This window comes from Phytobacter sp. V69 (genome assembly GCF_965644215.1).
Classification (GTDB): Bacteria; Pseudomonadota; Gammaproteobacteria; order Enterobacterales; family Enterobacteriaceae; genus Phytobacter.
Map to the genome: position 1 here is coordinate 1 of NZ_CBFFRL010000112.1, position 16,167 is coordinate 16,167.

11 protein-coding genes are annotated in these 16,167 nt (G+C 53.8%); 9 read left to right on the forward strand and 2 right to left on the reverse strand.

Features of this window, described 5'->3' with window-relative positions:
* The first annotated feature begins 191 nt into the window (after window positions 1–191).
* From ACSZPU_RS15810 to aceK, 5 genes are all read left to right on the forward strand, one after another.
* Window positions 192–629 (forward strand): YjaA family stress response protein, encoded by a 438-nt coding sequence (locus ACSZPU_RS15810; protein ID WP_499000587.1) that lies wholly within the window; start codon window positions 192–194, stop codon window positions 627–629.
* Window positions 630–775: 146 nt separating this feature from the next.
* Entirely contained in the window at window positions 776–1,705 is a 930-nt protein-coding gene (gene metA / locus ACSZPU_RS15815; protein WP_499000590.1) for a homoserine O-succinyltransferase MetA, read from the forward strand.
* 265 nt (window positions 1,706–1,970) lie between these two features.
* A complete protein-coding gene (gene aceB, locus ACSZPU_RS15820) occupies window positions 1,971–3,572 on the forward strand; it encodes a malate synthase A (RefSeq protein WP_499000592.1) in 1,602 nt (533 codons plus the stop codon).
* 156 nt (window positions 3,573–3,728) lie between these two features.
* Window positions 3,729–5,033, forward strand: coding sequence for an isocitrate lyase (aceA, locus tag ACSZPU_RS15825; RefSeq protein ID WP_499000594.1), 1,305 nt, complete (start codon window positions 3,729–3,731; stop codon window positions 5,031–5,033).
* A gap of 121 nt (window positions 5,034–5,154) precedes the next feature.
* The gene (gene aceK / locus ACSZPU_RS15830) at window positions 5,155–6,939 is read left to right on the forward strand and encodes a bifunctional isocitrate dehydrogenase kinase/phosphatase (RefSeq protein ID WP_499000597.1); all 1,785 of its coding nucleotides are present in this window, start codon (window positions 5,155–5,157) and stop codon (window positions 6,937–6,939) included.
* Window positions 6,940–6,993: 54 nt separating this feature from the next.
* Here aceK and iclR read toward each other — a convergent pair whose 3' ends face one another.
* The gene (iclR, locus tag ACSZPU_RS15835) at window positions 6,994–7,821 is read right to left on the reverse strand and encodes a glyoxylate bypass operon transcriptional repressor IclR (protein ID WP_499000600.1); all 828 of its coding nucleotides are present in this window, start codon (window positions 7,819–7,821) and stop codon (window positions 6,994–6,996) included.
* A 193-nt stretch (window positions 7,822–8,014) separates the two neighbouring features.
* Here iclR and metH point away from each other — a divergent pair, with 193 nt between their 5' ends.
* The 3 genes from metH to ACSZPU_RS15850 all read left to right on the forward strand — a co-directional run bounded on the left by metH (window position 8,015) and on the right by ACSZPU_RS15850 (window position 14,925).
* Entirely contained in the window at window positions 8,015–11,698 is a 3,684-nt protein-coding gene (gene metH, locus ACSZPU_RS15840) for a methionine synthase (protein ID WP_499000602.1), read from the forward strand.
* A gap of 512 nt (window positions 11,699–12,210) precedes the next feature.
* Window positions 12,211–13,494, forward strand: a complete 1,284-nt coding sequence (locus ACSZPU_RS15845; RefSeq protein ID WP_499000604.1) for an HAAAP family serine/threonine permease — start codon at window positions 12,211–12,213, stop codon at window positions 13,492–13,494.
* 63 nt (window positions 13,495–13,557) lie between these two features.
* Entirely contained in the window at window positions 13,558–14,925 is a 1,368-nt protein-coding gene (locus ACSZPU_RS15850) for an L-serine ammonia-lyase (RefSeq protein ID WP_499000607.1), read from the forward strand.
* A gap of 77 nt (window positions 14,926–15,002) precedes the next feature.
* On the opposite strand, the gene ACSZPU_RS15855 is transcribed toward ACSZPU_RS15850, so the two are convergent.
* Entirely contained in the window at window positions 15,003–15,437 is a 435-nt protein-coding gene (locus tag ACSZPU_RS15855; protein ID WP_499000609.1) for a helix-turn-helix domain-containing protein, read from the reverse strand.
* Window positions 15,438–15,735: 298 nt separating this feature from the next.
* On the opposite strand from ACSZPU_RS15855, the gene ACSZPU_RS15860 reads away from it, so the two are divergent.
* Window positions 15,736–16,131 carry a hypothetical protein gene (locus tag ACSZPU_RS15860; RefSeq protein WP_499000612.1) on the forward strand — a complete coding sequence of 132 codons (396 nt, stop codon included), beginning with the start codon at window positions 15,736–15,738 and terminating at the stop codon, window positions 16,129–16,131.
* Window positions 16,132–16,167 lie beyond the last annotated feature (36 nt).

Sequence of the window (16,167 nt, forward strand, 5' to 3'; positions counted from 1 at the left end):
GGACGCCCGTCATAAACTGCCAGGCATCAAACAAGGGAAGAAGGCCATCCTGACGGATGGGCTTTTTGCGTTTCTGCGTTAAAAGATCCACTACGAGCAATCTGAAACAGAAAAGCCTCATACGAAAGCATGGGGCTTTTTTGCTATTGTTAAATCTGACTTTTTTGAATGAATCGCTAAAGGATCTGGCTATGACTGTTCTTTATGTTCAGCTTTATCAAAACCGTATGGTTGTACGCAATCTCGATACCCACCAACAGGTTTCCGGCAACCACATATTCAGCAATCAACGTATTATCATCGCTGATTTTTTCGAGGCAGAAGGCTTCCTGTCGCATCTTATCCAGCAGGTTGCACCGCGATCGTTTTGGCACTTCATCCCACAAGTTGGGCGTTTAGACATCATCTCGCATGCGCTGGAGATGAATGAATGCGGTTTGTCGGCGGTAGAAGAACGAGCGATACTTGAAATGACATTTGGCGCCTCGCATGGCAAATGCCATTACCCGAAGGTGATCGACAGCGAAACGCTGTTGAGCGATGAGGAAGTACTGGCGATTCTTCACGCTCCGAAAGGGGCGACTACGCAAGAGAAGAAATCGTCCAAAGGACCCAGGATCATCAGCTAATCCGCATGACATCTGCGTTGCGGCACTTACCGCGACGTGAAACTTTCTCACCTTCTACATGCAGACTCGACATTTGCATCATTCCTGGGTATCTTCGGCTATCTGGATGTCTAAACGTTTAAACGTATGCAGTGAGGATATAAGTTATGCCGATTCGGGTGCAGGACGAGCTACCAGCCGTCAATTTCTTGCGTGATGAGAACGTCTTTGTTATGACGGCGTCGCGTGCTACAGGTCAGGAAATTCGTCCGCTCAAGGTGCTTATCCTCAACCTGATGCCAAAGAAGATCGAGACGGAGAACCAGTTCCTGCGGTTACTCTCTAACTCGCCGCTACAGGTAGATATCAAGCTGCTGCGCATTGACGCCCGTGAGTCACGCAATACACCGGCTGAGCATCTCAACAACTTCTACTGTAACTTTGACGAAATTAGCGAAGAGAACTTCGATGGTCTGATCGTCACCGGTGCGCCGCTGGGCCTGGTCGAGTTTAACGACGTTGCCTACTGGCCACAGATCAAGCAGGTGCTGGAGTGGGCGAAAGATCATGTCACTTCCACGCTTTTTGTCTGTTGGGCGGTACAAGCCGCACTGAATATCCTTTACGGAATTCCGAAGCAAACCCGTAATGAAAAGTTATCCGGCGTCTACGAACACCACATTTTGCATCCTCACGCCCTGCTGACGCGTGGTTTTGATGATACTTTTCTTGCGCCGCACTCCCGCTATGCCGATTTCCCGGCAGCGCTGATTCGCGACTATACCGACCTGGAAATCCTGGCAGAGAGCGATCAGGGCGACGCCTATCTGTTTGCCAGTAAAGACAAGCGCATCGCCTTTGTCACCGGCCATCCGGAGTACGATGCCGACACGCTGGCAGGCGAATATTTCCGTGACGTTGATGCCGGTCTGTCGCCTGAGGTTCCGTATAACTATTTCCCGAAAAACGATCCGCAGAACAAGCCGCACGCGACATGGCGTAGCCATGGCAATCTGCTGTTTACCAACTGGCTGAACTACTACGTCTACCAGATCACGCCGTTCGATCTGCGCCATATGAATCCAACGCTGGACTGACATTTTCGCCGGATCCTAAAGCGTTTCAGCACCCCATTTCAGGCACCTTCGGGTGCTTTTTTCATGCCTGAAATGCCCTTCATCACGTAATGAAATTTTAAATACTTTGTTATCAATAAGTTAACTTACATTTTAAATTAAAATGGAAATTGTTTTTGATTTTGAAAAATAAATGAGTAGTCTTAATTGTGCTGAACGAAAACCACACAACGATCTTTCGTTCGCGTTGGGGAGTGTACTCGGATCAACGATGAGGAGCAGCGCAATGACACAACAGGCAACAACGACAGATGAGTTGGCTTTTAACAAGCCTTATGGCGATATGGAAAAGCAAATTCTGACCCCGGAAGCGGTCGAATTCCTTACTGAGCTGGTCACGCGCTTTACGCCGCAGCGCAATAAGCTGCTGGCCGCGCGTATGCAACAGCAGCAGGATATCGACAACGGCAAGCTGCCTGATTTTATTTCGGAAGCCAATTCCATTCTTGAAAGCAACTGGACGATTCGCGGCATTCCGGACGATTTACTTGATCGCCGTGTTGAGATCACCGGGCCGGTTGAACGCAAGATGGTGATCAATGCGCTCAACGCCAATGTGAAAGTCTTTATGGCCGATTTCGAAGACTCCCTTTCACCGGACTGGGACAAAGTGATCGATGGGCAAATTAACCTGCGCGATGCGGTAAATGGCACCATCAGCTATACCAATGAAGCCGGCAAAATCTACCAGCTCAAACCCAATCCGGCGGTACTGATTTGTCGTGTCCGTGGCCTGCATCTGCCAGAAAAACACGTCACCTGGCGCGGCGAAGCTATTCCCGGCAGCCTCTTCGACTTTGCGCTCTATTTCTTCCACAACCATAAGGCGTTGCTGGCAAAAGGCAGCGGCCCTTACTTCTACCTGCCGAAGACACAGGCGTGGCAGGAAGCGGCCTGGTGGAGTGAAGTCTTCTGTTATGCCGAAGACCGCTTTGGCCTGCCGCGTGGCACCATCAAGGCTACGTTGCTGATTGAGACGCTGCCTGCTGTTTTCCAGATGGACGAAATCCTGCATGCGCTGCGTGACCACATTGTGGGTTTGAACTGCGGCCGCTGGGACTACATCTTTAGCTATATCAAAACATTGAAAAACCACCCGGACCGCGTGCTTCCGGATCGCCAGGTGGTGACGATGGATAAACCGTTCCTGAGCGCCTATTCGCGCCTGCTGATAAAAACCTGCCATCGTCGCGGCGCGTTCGCGATGGGCGGTATGGCGGCATTTATCCCCAGTAAAGACACCGAACGGAACAATCAGGTGCTCAATAAGGTGAAAGCGGACAAGGCGCTGGAAGCCAACAACGGCCATGACGGTACGTGGATCGCGCATCCGGGCCTGGCGGATACCGCAATGGCTGTCTTCAACGAAGTGTTGGGTGATAACAAAAACCAGCTGACGGTGACTCGCGAGAAAGACGCCCCTACTACGGCAGATCAACTGCTGGCGGCCTGCGACGGCGAGCGTACAGAAGAGGGGATGCGCGCCAATATCCGTGTCGCCGTGCAGTACATCGAAGCGTGGATCTCCGGCAACGGCTGCGTACCGATTTACGGTCTGATGGAAGATGCGGCGACGGCTGAAATCTCGCGCACGTCAATCTGGCAGTGGATCCATCACGAGAAAACACTCAGCAACGGCAAGCCGGTTACGAAGGCCCTGTTCCGCCAAATGCTGGCCGAAGAGATGCTGGTGATTCAGGAAGAGCTGGGCGAGCACCGCTTTAGCAGCGGGCGTTTTGACGATGCCGCGCGCCTGATGGAACAGATCACCACCTCAGATGAGCTGATCGATTTCTTAACCCTGCCAGGCTACCGCCTGCTGGCTTAATACCCAGGCTATTTTGTTCGACATTTTGTTTCCGGGAAGTGCTCAAAATCCTCACGTACGACAAGTACGCTCCGGTTTTTGCGCGGCTTCCCGTGACCAAACTGCCTTCACCAATAACGCCTGGGAAGCCAGGAAGACAATACGGAGCATCTGCACATGAAAACGCGTACCCAACAAATCGAAGAATTACAAAAAGAATGGACGAAACCGCGCTGGGAAGGCATCACTCGCCCTTACAGTGCGGAAGAGGTGGTGAAATTACGCGGTTCGGTCAACCCGGAATGCACGCTGGCGCAGATGGGGGCCGCCAAAATGTGGCGCTTGCTGCACGGTGACGCGAGAAAAGGCTATATCAACAGCCTCGGTGCGCTGACCGGTGGGCAGGCACTGCAGCAGGCGAAAGCGGGCATCGAAGCGATTTATCTGTCCGGCTGGCAGGTGGCGGCGGATGCCAACCTGGCCTCCAGCATGTATCCGGATCAATCCCTCTACCCGGCCAACTCCGTCCCGGCCGTGGTGGATCGGATCAACAACACCTTCCGTCGTGCGGATCAGATCCAATGGTCATCAGGCATTGAACCAAACGATCCGCGTTACACCGATTATTTCCTGCCGATCGTGGCAGATGCCGAAGCGGGGTTTGGCGGAGTCCTGAACGCCTTTGAGTTGATGAAATCGATGATCGAAGCCGGTGCAGCGGCGGTCCACTTCGAAGATCAACTGGCCTCGGTGAAAAAATGCGGCCATATGGGCGGTAAAGTGCTGGTGCCGACTCAGGAAGCTATCCAGAAACTGGTGGCCGCGCGCCTGGCGGCGGATGTAATGGGCGTACCGACGCTGGTGATTGCCCGTACAGATGCGGATGCTGCCGACCTGATCACCTCCGATTGCGACCCGTATGACAGCGAGTTCATTACCGGTGAGCGCACCAGTGAAGGATTCTATCGCACTCACGCGGGTATTGAGCAGGCGATCAGCCGTGGCCTGGCGTATGCCCCGTATGCCGACCTGGTGTGGTGCGAAACCTCCACGCCGGACCTGGCGCTGGCGAAACGCTTTGCCGATGCTATCCATGCGAAATTCCCGGGCAAGCTGCTGGCCTATAACTGCTCGCCGTCGTTCAACTGGCAGAAAAATCTGGACGACAAAACCATTGCCAGCTTCCAACAGCAGCTGTCGGACATGGGCTATAAGTACCAGTTCATCACCCTGGCGGGTATTCACAGCATGTGGTTCAACATGTTCGATCTGGCGCACGCCTATGCGCAGGGCGAGGGGATGAGGCACTACGTGGAAAAAGTGCAGCAGCCAGAATTCGCCTCTGCCAAAGAGGGCTACACCTTCGTTTCTCACCAGCAGGAGGTGGGCACGGGCTACTTCGATAAGGTGACCACCATTATTCAGGGCGGCGCATCGTCAGTTACCGCCCTGACGGGGTCGACGGAAGAGTCGCAGTTCTGAGGATTTTCCCCTCACCCTAACCCTCTCTCCCCATAGGGAAGAGGGGACTGTCCGATGCTGATTTTGATTTTTGCCCTTCTCCCTCGCCCCTTTGGGGAGAGGGCCGGGGTGAGGGGAATGTATGTCACGTGGCCTGGAATTACTCATCGCACAAACCATCCTGCAAGGCTTCGACGCTCAGTACGGTCGCTTTCTGGAAGTCACTGCCGGCGCGCAGCAGCGTTTTGAACTGGCTGACTGGCATGCCGTTCAGCAGGCGATGAAACAGCGCATCCATCTTTACGATCACCACGTTGGGCTGGTTGTAGAGCAATTACGCTGCATTACCGATAGCCAGCGGCCGGATGCTGAATTTCTGCTTCGGGTGAAAGAGCACTACACCCATCTTTTGCCGGACTACCCGCGCTTCGAAATTGCCGAAAGCTTTTTTAACTCCGTCTACTGCCGCTTGTGCGATCACCGCTCGCTTAGCCCCGAGCGCCTGTTTATTTTCAGCTCCCAGCCGGAACGCCGCTTTCGCACTATTCCGCGCCCGCTGGCGAAAGATTTTTGGCCTGAACGCGGCTGGGAATCGCTGTTAACCAAGGTCTTAACCGATCTGCCGCTGCGTCTGCCCTGGCAGGATAAAGCGCGGGATGTCGGTTATATTATTACCCACCTGACCGGGACATTTGGCGCAGACACGCTGCGCCAGTCCCATTTACAGGTGGCGAACGAGCTGTTTTATCGCAATAAAGCGGCGTGGTTGGTGGGTAAGCTGATCACCCCCGCAGGCACGCTTCCCTTTCTGCTGCCGATTCACCGTACAGACGAAGGCGAGCTATTTGTGGACACCTGCCTGACCTCGCACTCGGAGGCCAGTATCGTCTTCGGCTTCGCCCGTTCCTATTTTATGGTCTATGCCCCGCTGCCAGCGGCTAGCGTTGAGTGGCTACGTGAGATTCTTCCGGGCAAAACCACCGCCGAGCTGTATATGGCCATCGGCTGCCAGAAGCACGGTAAAACCGAAAGCTATCGCGAATACCTGAATTACATTCACGCCTCGGACGAACAGTTTATTGAAGCACCGGGCATTCGCGGCATGGTGATGCTGGTCTTCACGCTGCCGGGCTTCGACCGGGTGTTTAAAATCATCAAAGATACATTCCCGCCGCAAAAAGAGATGAGTGCAGCGCATGTCCGCGCCTGTTATCAGCTGGTGAAGGAACACGATCGCGTCGGGCGCATGGCAGACACACAGGAGTTTGAACACTTCGTTCTGGAAAAACGCCAGATCGACCCGGCGTTAATGGCGCTGTTGCTCCAGCAAGCCCCGCAGAAAATCACCGACCTTGGGGATCGTATCTCCATCAGCCATCTTTATATCGAACGGCGCATGGTGCCGCTCAATATCTGGTTTGAGCGGGTACGGGGTTCGCAGTTGCGCGATGCGGTGGAAGAGTACGGTAATGCCATTCGCCAGCTTGCTGCGGCGAACATTTTCCCCGGCGATATGCTGTTTAAGAACTTCGGCGTCACCCGACACGGGCGCGTGGTGTTCTACGACTACGACGAGATTTGCTATATGACGGAGGTGAATTTCCGTGATATCCCGCCACCGCGTTATCCGGAAGATGAGCTGAGTGCCGAGCCCTGGTACAGCGTGTCGCCGGGGGACGTTTTCCCGGAGGAGTTCCGCCACTGGCTCTGCGCCGACCCGGAGATTGGCCCGCTGTTTGAAGAGATGCATGCCGACCTGCTGCGCGCCGATTACTGGCGAGAATTGCAGACGCGCATTAAAAACGGCCATGTGGAAGATGTTTACGCCTACCGCAGAAGGCAGCGGTTTAGTATTCGCTATGGTGAGGAAAGCAGGCCGGATAAGGCACTTGTGCCGCCATCCGGCAATGTGCGTCGAACTGCCTGATGGCGCGTTGCTTATCAGGCCTACCGACAATACCCCATCAGCGATGGGGTATTTTTATGATCGCATCCCGCCCCAGGCAACCGTCACCTCTTTTGCCCCTTTAATCGCCATCGCGCCCAGCTCAGTAACCCGGTCATCGGTGATGCGGGAAATGGGCCCGGAGATAGAGATCGCGGCAAACGGCACGCCGTGCTCATCGTAAATACAGGCGGCGACGCAGCGCAGGCCAAGGGCATGTTCTTCATCGTCAAAGGAGTAACCGCGCTTACGGGTCTGGGCGAGGTCTTCTTTCAGATGCACCGGCGATACCAGCGTGGCATGGGTATAGGCGTGCAGCCCTTTGCGGTGCAGCAGGCCGGAGACCTGGTCATCGTTCAGATACGCGAGGAACGCTTTACCCGCGCCAGAAGCGTGCATCGGCAATTTCCCGCCAATCGGCGCAGACATGCGCATCAGTTGGGTACACTGTACCTGGTCTATAATAATGGCCTGATGGTCGCTCTGGTCGAGCACCGCCAGATTGACCGTCTCACCGGAATCTTCCATCAGCTTGCGCAGGATCGGATGGACAATCGCCATCAGGTTGCGGCTTTGCAAAAAGCTGCTGCCTACGATAAACGCGTGGGCACCAACGGACCAGTGGCCTAATTCGCCGACCTGACGCACAAAGCCAAGTTGCTGCATGGTGGTGAGCAGACGGTGGGTCGTGGAGTTGGGCAGACCGGCCTGTTGCGCCAGTTCGGTGAGCGCGACGCTACCATGGGACTCGGCAATCGACTCAAGCAGTTTGAGGCCACGCGTCAGAGACTGGACTTGCCCGGTAGCCTGAGCGGCTGGGGCGGCGGGTTTTCTGCCGCGTTTAGCGGGAACAGTGGCAACCATGGCTGACTCCTTTTCTGTATCGTGGAAATAATTTTCGTTTTATTTAATTATAATGCAACTCTGACAAGGACTGATCGGATGAGTTCAAATGAACATCTCTCATGTTACCCCCGTGTGACTTTTCCGACCCTTCTGTTTATGCCAGTATGTCCTGCTGGCCTTTTGGCCTGGTTGAGCGTTGTCGGGAGCACGTGTGAGCAGCAAAGTTGAGCAACTGCAGCAGCAGTTAAAAGAACGAATTTTGGTTCTGGATGGGGGCATGGGCACCATGATCCAGAATCAGCGTCTCAGTGAGCAGGATTTCCGCGGTGAGCGATTCGCCGACTGGCCCTGCGACCTCAAGGGTAACAATGACCTGCTGGTGATTACAAAGCCCGAGGTGATTGCCACTATCCATTCCGCCTACTTTGAAGCGGGCGCGGATATCATTGAGACCAACACCTTTAACTCCACGACCATTGCGATGGCGGATTACCAGATGGAATCCCTGTCGGCGGAAATCAACTTTGCGGCCGCTAAACTGGCCCGCGCCTGTGCTGACGAATGGACGGCGCGCACGCCGGACAAACCGCGCTATGTCGCCGGTGTCCTTGGCCCAACCAACCGAACGGCTTCTATTTCGCCCGACGTTAACGACCCCGCGTTTCGTAATATCACCTTTGATGGGCTGGTAGAAGCCTACCGCGAATCGACCAAAGCGCTGGTGGAAGGTGGCAGCGACCTGATCCTGATCGAAACGGTGTTCGATACCCTGAACGCCAAAGCCGCCATTTTCGCGGTGAAAGCAGAAATGGAGGCGCTGGGCGTCGATCTGCCGATCATGATTTCCGGCACCATTACCGATGCCTCCGGGCGTACGCTTTCCGGGCAAACCACGGAAGCGTTCTATAACTCATTGCGCCATGCCGATGCGCTCACCTTCGGCCTGAACTGCGCACTGGGGCCGGATGAGCTGCGCCAGTATGTGCAGGAGCTCTCGCGCATTGCCGAATGCTACGTCACCGCGCACCCGAACGCCGGTCTGCCAAACGCCTTTGGCGAATACGATCTCGACGCTGACACTATGGCGGCGCAAATCCGCGAGTGGGCGGAGTCCGGCTTCCTGAATGTGGTTGGCGGCTGCTGCGGCACCACGCCGGAACACATTAAAGCGATGAGCGATGCGGTTGCTGGTCTGGCACCGCGCCAGTTGCCGGAAATCCCGGTCGCCTGCCGTCTGGCGGGCCTGGAGCCGCTGAATATCGGCGACGACAGCCTGTTTGTGAACGTCGGCGAACGTACCAACGTGACCGGTTCGGCGAAATTTAAACGCCTGATCAAAGAAGAGAAGTACAACGAAGCGCTGGACGTGGCGCGCCAGCAGGTGGAAAGTGGCGCGCAGATTATCGATATCAATATGGATGAGGGGATGCTCGACGCCGAAGCGGCGATGGTGCGTTTCCTCAACCTGATTGCCGGTGAACCAGACATCGCCCGCGTGCCGATTATGATCGACTCCTCGAAATGGGACGTCATCGAAAAAGGGCTGAAATGTATTCAGGGTAAAGGCATCGTTAACTCCATCTCGATGAAAGAAGGAGTAGAGGCCTTTATCCATCACGCGAAGCTGGTTCGTCGCTATGGCGCGGCCGTGGTGGTGATGGCCTTTGATGAAGTCGGGCAGGCGGATACCCGCGAGCGCAAAATCGAAATTTGCCGCCGGGCGTACAACATTCTGACCAAAGAGGTGGGCTTCCCGCCGGAAGACATCATTTTTGACCCGAACATCTTCGCGGTCGCCACCGGTATTGAAGAGCACAACAACTACGCGCAGGACTTTATCAGCGCCTGTGAAGACATCAAACGCGAGCTGCCCCATGCGCTGATCTCCGGCGGTGTCTCAAACGTCTCGTTCTCGTTCCGCGGTAATGACCCGGTACGTGAAGCCATCCACGCGGTATTCCTCTATTACGCCATCCGCAACGGCATGGACATGGGGATTGTGAACGCCGGTCAGTTGGCGATTTACGACGACCTGCCTGCTGAACTGCGTGACGCGGTGGAAGATGTGATCCTCAACCGCCGCGATGACGGCACCGAGCGTCTGCTCGATTTGGCGGAAAAATATCGCGGCAGCAAAACCGACGACACCGCTAACGCCCAACAGGCGGAATGGCGCAGCTGGGACGTGAAAAAACGTCTCGAATACTCGCTGGTTAAAGGCATCACCGAATTTATCGAGCTCGATACCGAAGAAGCCCGCCAGCAGGCTGCCCGCCCGATTGAAGTGATTGAAGGGCCGCTGATGGACGGCATGAACGTGGTCGGTGACCTGTTCGGCGAGGGCAAAATGTTCCTGCCGCAGGTAGTGAAATCCGCACGCGTGATGAAACAGGCAGTGGCCTACCTCGAGCCGTACATCGAAGCCAGCAAAGAGAAAGGCTCCAGTAACGGCAAGATGGTGATTGCGACCGTGAAGGGCGACGTCCACGACATCGGCAAAAATATCGTCGGCGTGGTACTGCAGTGTAATAACTACGAAATCGTCGACCTCGGCGTGATGGTGCCGACGGACAAAATCCTCAAGACTGCCCGTGAAGTGAATGCGGACCTGATTGGCCTGTCTGGCCTGATCACCCCGTCGCTGGATGAAATGGTCAACGTGGCGAAAGAAATGGAGCGTCAGGGCTTTACCATCCCGTTGCTGATTGGTGGCGCGACCACCTCGAAGGCGCACACGGCGGTAAAAATCGAACAGAACTACAGCGGCCCGACGGTGTATGTGCAAAATGCCTCCCGCACCGTGGGTGTAGTGGCATCGCTGCTCTCCGATACCCAGCGCGATGACTTTGTCGCCCGCACGCGTAAAGAGTACGACACCGTGCGTATTCAGCATGCCCGCAAGAAGCCGCGCACGCCGCCAGTGACTCTGGAAGCGGCTCGCGAAAACGATCTGGCGTTCGACTGGGAAAGTTATACCCCGCCGGTGGCCCATCGTCTGGGTGTGCAGGAAGTGGAAGCGAGTATCGCAACCCTGCGTAACTATATCGACTGGACGCCGTTCTTTATGACCTGGTCGCTGGCCGGAAAGTATCCGCGTATTCTGGAAGATGACATCGTGGGCGAAGAGGCTAAACGTTTGTTCCAGGACGCCAACGATATGCTGGATATGTTAAGCCGTGAGAAGACCCTGAACCCGCGCGGCGTGGTGGGTCTGTTCCCGGCGAACCGCGTGGGCGATGATGTCGAAATCTACCGCGATGAAAGCCGTACTCAGGTGCTCGCGGTGAGCCGCCATCTGCGTCAGCAAACTGAAAAAGTCGGTTTCGCCAACTACTGTCTGGCGGATTTTGTCGCGCCGAAGCTCAGCGGCAAAGAAGACTACATTGGCGCATTTGCCGTGACCGGTGGCCTTGAAGAGGACGCGTTGGCAGAGGCGTACGACGCGCAGCACGATGATTACAACAAAATCATGGTGAAAGCGGTGGCGGACCGACTGGCAGAAGCTTTTGCGGAGTATCTGCATGAGCGCGTGCGTAAGGTCTATTGGGGCTACGCGCCGAACGAGAATCTCAGTAACGAAGATCTGATCCGCGAAAACTATCAGGGGATCCGCCCGGCACCGGGGTATCCGGCCTGCCCGGAACACACCGAGAAAGGCACCATCTGGGAGTTGCTGGACGTGGAAACCCATACCGGGATGAAACTGACGGAATCCTTCGCCATGTGGCCGGGTGCCTCGGTCTCCGGCTGGTACTTTAGCCACCCTGACAGCAAGTATTTCGCCGTGGCGCAGATTCAGCGCGACCAGGTGGAAGACTACGCATTGCGTAAAGGGATGGCGGTACAAGAGGTGGAACGCTGGCTGGCACCGAATCTGGGCTACGACGCGGACTAACCGCAGTCTGTCATCTCGCTACCGGCCTGTCAGCAGGCCGGTTTTTTTATGCTCGTCATACGCTTACTGCTGACATATACCCAGAATACTTCGAGTTGCAGGAGCCAGTGAACCCAAGTCAATCGTAGGGATAGGTTGTTTAAGCACTACCATCCTGCATATTGAAGTTACTTGGGTATATTTAACTCGCCAGAAATATTTTTTGATTATTTTTTATTAATCGTATGACAAATATAGTTTGTTATCTCTGGTCCTAAAATATATAACTATATAGGCAGTTGAGATTGCACGGTAAAATAATAACGTATTAAAAATGATACCTTAAAAATATATTAAGTCCCCGGTGCTATTTTTGATGCTTTAAAATTTCCTCAATAAATCAGTTAATGTGATCGCTGTTAGTAACTCAGCGTAGTTGCATTTAATAAAATAGCCAAATAAACACAGCGCTTTTATTACCTGAATCAGGGCCAAATAATTTTGGCTCTACTCTATATTACTGAGGCCATATTATGGAAACCGTTCAAAATACCCTCGTCGCTCGCGAAAGCAGCGGCTGGAGAAAAAGTGATACCGTCTGGATGCTGGGCCTGTACGGTACTGCGATTGGTGCAGGGGTACTTTTCCTGCCGATTAACGCCGGGGTTGGTGGTTTAATTCCGTTGATCATCATGGCAATTCTCGCATTCCCGATGACGTTTTTTGCTCACCGTGGCTTAACCCGTTTTGTTTTGTCGGGCAAAAATCCCGGTGAAGATATTACCGAAGTGGTTGAAGAGCATTTCGGCGTTGGTGCCGGTAAGCTCATTACGCTGCTCTACTTCTTCGCTATTTATCCCATTCTGCTGGTCTATAGCGTTGCCATTACCAACACGGTCGACAGCTTTATTACTCACCAGCTCGGCCTGGTTTCTCCGCCGCGCGCCATTTTATCGCTGATTCTGATTATCGGCATGATGGGCATTGTCCGTTTTGGCGAAAAAATGATTGTGAAGGCCATGAGCGTGCTGGTGTTCCCGTTCGTGGTGGCGCTGATGATGCTGGCGCTGTATTTGATCCCGCAATGGAATGGCGCGGTACTGGATACCCTCTCACTGAGCAGTGCAGCACCGACCGGTCATGGCTTGTGGATGACCCTGTGGCTGGCTATTCCGGTGATGGTCTTCTCCTTCAACCACTCGCCGATCATCTCCTCTTTTGCCGTCGCGAAACGTGAAGAATACGGTCAGGACGCTGAGCGCAAATGTTCCCGTATTCTGTGCTTTGCTCACATCATGATGGTGCTGACCGTGATGTTCTTCGTGTTCAGCTGCGTGCTGAGCCTCTCCCCGGAAAATCTGGCGGAAGCGAAGGCACAGAACATCTCCATCCTCTCCTACCTGGCGAATCACTTTAACGCGCCGGTGATTGCCTGGATGGCACCGATCATCGCCATGATCGCGATTACCAAATCCTTCCTCGGCCACTACCTCGGTGCGCGTGAAGGTTTCAACGGCATGGTGATTAAGTCTCTACGCGGCAAAGGCAAATCCATCGAGATCAACAAACTTAACAAAATCACTGCGCTGTTTATGCTGGTGACCACCTGGATTGTTGCGACCCTGAACCCAAGCATCCTGGGCATGATTGAAACCCTGGGCGGCCCGGTTATCGCGATGATTCTGTTCCTGATGCCGATGTATGCCATTAACAAAGTGCCGGCCATGCGCAAGTACAGCGGTCACATCAGCAACGCGTTTGTGGTTCTGATGGGTCTGATTGCCATCTCCGCCATCTTCTTCTCTCTGTTCAGCTAAGTTCTCAGCGCCGCCTGTCAAAGGCGGCGCATCCGTTTTGCTTTGCAACCGCATGGGTGCCACATGATTAGCGTTTTCGATATTTTCAAAATCAGCATTGGGCCGTCCAGCTCACACACTGTCGGGCCGATGAAAGCAGGAAAACATTTTGTTGATACCCTGCAGGAAAAAGGTCTGCTGCATAAAGTGACGCGTCTGGTGGTGGATGTGTACGGTTCCCTGTCATTAACGGGCAAAGGCCACCATACCGATATCGCGATTATTCTGGGGCTGTCCGGCTATTTACCGGATACCGTCGATATCGACGCCATTCCCGGCATTATTCGCGATGTAAACACCATGCATCGTCTGTTTATTGAAGAAGGTCAGCGGGAAATTCAGTTCCCGGTGGCGGAATGCATGCGCTTTCACAATGAGTTTCTGCCGCTGCATGAAAACGGCATGAGCATTACGGCGTTTTGCGACGGCAAAATCGTCCATTTCCAGACGTATTATTCCATCGGTGGCGGCTTTATCGTCACGGAGGAAAACTTTGGCAAGAATCAGGACGCGGATGTCGATATTCCGTTTCCGTTCTATTCAGCCCGCAACCTGCTGGCGCACTGCCAGGATAACTGCCTGTCGATTTCTGCGGTGATGATGAAAAACGAGATCGCCCGCCACGGCAGGGAGAGCGTTGAGCACAATATGGCGAAAATCTGGGAGACCATGAGAAACGCCATTAATCGCGGAATGAGCACGGAAGGCATTTTGCCTGGGCCGCTAAAAGTGCCACGCCGTGCCTCTGCGCTGCACCGCGTGCTGGCGCCGCAGAGCCAGTCGATTACGCCGCTGAGTGCGATGGATTGGGTCAATATGTTCGCCATGGCGGTCGGGGAAGAGAACGCGGCGGGTGGGCGAGTGGTGACCGCGCCGACCAACGGTGCCTGCGGCATTATCCCGGCGGTACTGGCCTATTACGATCGCTTTATCAAAGCGGTGACGCCGGAAATCTATATGCGCTACTACCTGACGGCGGGCGCAATTGGCATTCTGTACAAAATGAATGCCTCCATTTCTGGGGCGGAAGTCGGCTGTCAGGGCGAAGTGGGTGTTGCCTGCTCAATGGCCTCTGCCGGGCTGGCAGAGCTGCTGGGTGGCAGTCCGGAGAAGGTGTGTATTGCCGCAGAAATTGGCATGGAGCATAACCTCGGGCTGACCTGCGATCCGGTAGCCGGACAGGTGCAGGTGCCGTGTATTGAGCGTAATGCGATTGCGGCAGTGAAGGCGATAAACTCGGCCAGCATGGCGATGTACCGCACCAGCGACCCGAAAGTCTCACTGGATAAAGTCATCGAAACGATGTTTGAGACGGGCAAAGACATGAACGCCAAATACCGTGAAACCGCACGAGGCGGTCTGGCGATTAAAGTCGCGGTGTGTGAATCCTGAGTCCTTTCTCTCCCCGGTGGTGCTGCGCTAACCGGGGCTACGATCGATAGCCCGGATAAGCGCCAGCGCCATCCGGGCTAACCTTTTTTCTCGGCGTCGGGAAAAGACCACACTACGCTGTGAGAAGCCGATGAGGTGTACCATTCGTTAATGGTAGCGCTCGCCTCACTGGGTTGTGCTGTGGCGGCGAATTTCTCTTTTGGCTGATGCGCTTTTTTCCGAATACGGATGCGGGAAGGGGTGGTGGCATTGATTTGCGCGTTAAAGGTGCGAATGTGCGAATCGAATAAAACCGACTCCAGCTGATGCAGACGATCCAGACCACGCAAAATACCGATTAGCGTACTGAGGGTAACGGACTCGCCTAATTCAACGCGTTTGATGGTTGCAGCGCCGACCTGCGCGCGCTCGGCCAGTTCAATCTGCGACAATCCAAGCTGCATACGCGTTTCTTTAATTCTGCGGCACAGTTCAGAAATAATTTCACTGTCGGACATCGTACTGAAACGCATCTTAATTCCTCTACTGCGTAATAAATCATGACAGATTATTTAGCATATTAATTTATAAATAAAGCGGATAATTTCTCTTTTGCGATAGTAACAACATTGTTTTTTCTTTAACAAAGTTTCTACAGAAGAAACGATAATTAAAGACAGGCTACTGAATAAGAAAATCATCGGAGTGGCCTGGTTTATTATTCATTCTCACGTCAGGAATACAGCTTACCCTGTTTTCTTTATCTCTTTATTACACCATTCCCTTTATACTGCCAGAAAGCACAATGCATAACAGGGAAGCGGTAATGGTATGAGTTACAAAGATAAAATATTCACATTCTGGGGAGTGATGGATCTTCTGGCCATCGGCAGCTATCTTTTCTATTCCCTAAAAATGGGACACGTGGCGATCTGGTCCGATATCCAGCTTTTTTATACCCAACTGGCGTTAATGGAAGTCCGTGGCGCCGACAGTATTTTTCTGCAATCCCTCTTTTTTCTCCATTTAGGGTTGATACTTTCGCTGTGTCTCTCGGCATATGCCTTTCTTAAAAAAACGAAAATACGTTTTTTGCTCATTGGGTTGCAGGAAGTGATGCGTATTTTGTCGCTCACCTGCTCGGTGGCGATTTTTCCTCTGCTCTTGCAGGTTATGCATATTGAGGAGGCCGCGAATTCAGATAATAAGTGCAACGCTCGGACATGATTGTGGAGAGTGTAGGAGGAAGGGTTAACTACCGAT

Excerpts from the sequence above, each read along its gene's own strand:
- ACSZPU_RS15810 (WP_499000587.1), top strand. The coding sequence starts at position 192 with ATGACTGTTCTTTATGTTCAGCTTTATCAAAACCGTATGGTTGTACGC.
- metA (WP_499000590.1), top strand. The coding sequence starts at position 776 with ATGCCGATTCGGGTGCAGGACGAGCTACCAGCCGTCAATTTCTTGCGT.
- aceB (WP_499000592.1), top strand. The coding sequence starts at position 1,971 with ATGACACAACAGGCAACAACGACAGATGAGTTGGCTTTTAACAAGCCT.
- aceA (WP_499000594.1), top strand. The coding sequence starts at position 3,729 with ATGAAAACGCGTACCCAACAAATCGAAGAATTACAAAAAGAATGGACG.
- aceK (WP_499000597.1), top strand. The coding sequence starts at position 5,155 with ATGTCACGTGGCCTGGAATTACTCATCGCACAAACCATCCTGCAAGGC.
- iclR (WP_499000600.1), bottom strand. The coding sequence starts at position 7,821 with ATGGTTGCCACTGTTCCCGCTAAACGCGGCAGAAAACCCGCCGCCCCA.
- ACSZPU_RS15845 (WP_499000604.1), top strand. The coding sequence starts at position 12,211 with ATGGAAACCGTTCAAAATACCCTCGTCGCTCGCGAAAGCAGCGGCTGG.
- ACSZPU_RS15850 (WP_499000607.1), top strand. The coding sequence starts at position 13,558 with ATGATTAGCGTTTTCGATATTTTCAAAATCAGCATTGGGCCGTCCAGC.
- ACSZPU_RS15855 (WP_499000609.1), bottom strand. The coding sequence starts at position 15,437 with ATGCGTTTCAGTACGATGTCCGACAGTGAAATTATTTCTGAACTGTGC.
- ACSZPU_RS15860 (WP_499000612.1), top strand. The coding sequence starts at position 15,736 with ATGAGTTACAAAGATAAAATATTCACATTCTGGGGAGTGATGGATCTT.